3 protein-coding genes are annotated in these 2,338 nt (G+C 62.9%); all 3 read right to left on the bottom strand.

The features are described 5' to 3' along the window. A partial coding sequence (locus IVB13_RS34205; protein ID WP_247491748.1) for an adenosylhomocysteinase occupies positions 1–101 on the bottom strand: 101 nt, incomplete at its 3' end. Positions 102–227: 126 nt separating this feature from the next. Next, a complete protein-coding gene (gene metK, locus IVB13_RS34200; protein WP_247491720.1) occupies positions 228–1,424 on the bottom strand; it encodes a methionine adenosyltransferase in 1,197 nt (398 codons plus the stop codon). A 405-nt stretch (positions 1,425–1,829) separates the two neighbouring features. Then, positions 1,830–2,338, bottom strand: a 509-nt coding sequence (locus tag IVB13_RS34195) for a vitamin B12 dependent-methionine synthase activation domain-containing protein (protein WP_276578414.1), incomplete at its 5' end; no start/stop codon positions are given.

Raw genomic sequence — 2,338 nt, 5'->3', positions numbered from 1 at the left:
CCGGGCATCTCGGTCTCGGCGAGCGAGAGCTCCTTGCGGCCGAAATCGGCGAGCGAAATGTCCTTGACGACGTAATCGTTGAAGCCGGGCTTCGCGTTCATTGCGGGCGTCCTGTTGTTGAATTGGTCATTCCGGGTCGCCCTGGAGGGCGAGCCCGGAATCTCGATGCGATCGATTAGGAATTCCGGGTTCGCCGCTGGCGCGGCGCCCCGAAATGTCGTCGGTGATCAGACCGCGCGCTTGAGCGCTTCGACGAGATCGGTCTTCTCCCAGGAGAAGCCGCCCTCGTTGTCGGGAGTACGGCCGAAATGGCCATAGGCGGAGGTGCGCGCGTAGATCGGGCGGTTGAGATCGAGATGGCTGCGGATGCCACGCGGGGTGAGATCCATCGCCTTGGCTGCGGCCTTCTCGAGCTGATCCTCCGACACCTTACCGGTGCCGTGGGTGTCGACGTAGATCGACAGCGGACGCGCCACGCCGATGGCGTAGGCGAGCTGCAGCGTGCAGCGGTCGGCAAGACCGGCCGCGACGATGTTCTTGGCGACATAGCGGGCAGCGTAAGCCGCGGAGCGGTCGACCTTGGTCGGATCCTTGCCGGAGAACGCGCCGCCACCGTGCGGAGCCGCGCCACCATAGGTGTCGACGATGATCTTGCGGCCGGTCAGGCCGGAATCGCCGTCGGGACCGCCGATGTAGAACTTGCCGGTCGGGTTGATATGCCAGATGGTCTTCGGCGTGATCCAGTCCTTCGGCAGCGCCTCGCGCACATAGGGCTCGACGATGTCGCGAATCTGCTTGGACGAGATGTCCTCGACCAGATGCTGGTGCGACACCACGATCTCGCGCACGCCCACCGGCTTGCCGTTCTCGTACTGCACGGTGACCTGGCTCTTGGAGTCCGGGCCCAACACCTTCTCGCGGCCGGAGTGGCGCGCTTCCGAGATAAGGCGCAGGATCTTGTGGGCGTAGAAGATCGGCGCCGGCATCAGATCGGGCGTCTCGTTGGTGGCGTAGCCGAACATGATGCCCTGGTCGCCCGCGCCCTCTTCCTTGACTTCGCCCGGCTGCAGCGCATCGACCCCCTGCGCGATGTCGGCCGACTGCGGATGCAGCAGGATCTCGATGTCGGCCTTCTGCCAGTGGAAACCTTCCTGCTCGTAGCCGATGTCCTTGATCGCAGCGCGAACGACACCTTCGATCTGCTCGTTGGTGACGGACGCGGGACCGCGGGTCTCGCCGGCGATCACGACCTTGTTGGTGGTCGCGAGCGTTTCGCAGGCGGCGCGAATTTGCCAGGGATCGATGCCGGCTTTCGGCCCTTCGCGGTAGAACAGATCGACGATCTCGTCGGAGATCCGGTCGCAAACCTTGTCCGGATGGCCTTCGGACACGGACTCGCTGGTGAAGAGATAGGACGCGCGCATCAGTAACCCCTTCGTTCCGCCACTAGCCGGCGGTCGTTTGCGATGTTTACTCTGAACTGCTCTCACGACTATTTCATAGTAATATGTACGATTGCATATCACGTCAATGGTGCGCGCATTCCCATTATTAGAGCTTATCTGTCCAGCTCACCGCGGTCCCTGTGCGTCTTCTTGGTCTCGGTAATCTGGTCTAAGACTTAACGTGGCGCCCGGATTGTCAGCATGCGCGCGCTCAATTCGAGGACAGACCTCCGTCAATTCGGTCCAACTGTCCCTCGATCGTCTCAGACAGGAGGCGGCCGTTAACACCTCTCCTCAAATGCCGCGCCAGCGGCTTCGTTCAATCGAGAATCGATTCAACCTAACGCCATCCGCTTTAGGTGGGCGAAAACGCGAATGCGGAAATCAGCTCCGCGCTACCTTCCTGCGCCAGGCCTGATGCACCGCACAGGTGCAGCCCGCAGGATGCACGGCGAGATCGGCGGCTTGCGCATCGTTGGCCGGCGTGGCCACGAAGGTCGCGCCGCCCGCCGCCGTCTTTGCGGCCACCTCCACCTGGGCCGGGATGTAGTTCAGGATCGGCGCGAGCCAGCGCTCGGTCTCGGCGACGCTCATGCCCTTGCGCGCAGCATAATCCTCGACCTGATCGCGCTCGATCTTGCCGACTCCGAAATAATAGCTCTCTGGATTGGCGAGATAGAGCCCCGACACGGAGGAGCCCGGCCACATCGCATAGCTCTCGGTCAGCTTCACGCCGGCGGTGTTCTCGGCATCGAGCAGCTCGAACAGCGTGGCCTTCTCGGTGTGATCGGGTTGCGCGGGATAGCCGGGGGCGGGACGGATGCCCTGATACTTTTCGAGGATCAACTCGTCGGGGGAGAGCGTCTCGTCCGGCGCATAGGCCCAGAATTCGT

Source organism: Bradyrhizobium sp. 17 (assembly GCF_023073515.1).
GTDB classification, from domain to species: Bacteria; Pseudomonadota; Alphaproteobacteria; order Rhizobiales; family Xanthobacteraceae; genus Bradyrhizobium; species Bradyrhizobium canariense_D.
Note: the sequence above shows the minus strand (reverse complement) of the source record. Positions and strands in the feature narration are given on the sequence as shown.

Excerpts from the sequence above, each read along its gene's own strand:
- metK (WP_247491720.1), bottom strand. The coding sequence starts at position 1,424 with ATGCGCGCGTCCTATCTCTTCACCAGCGAGTCCGTGTCCGAAGGCCAT.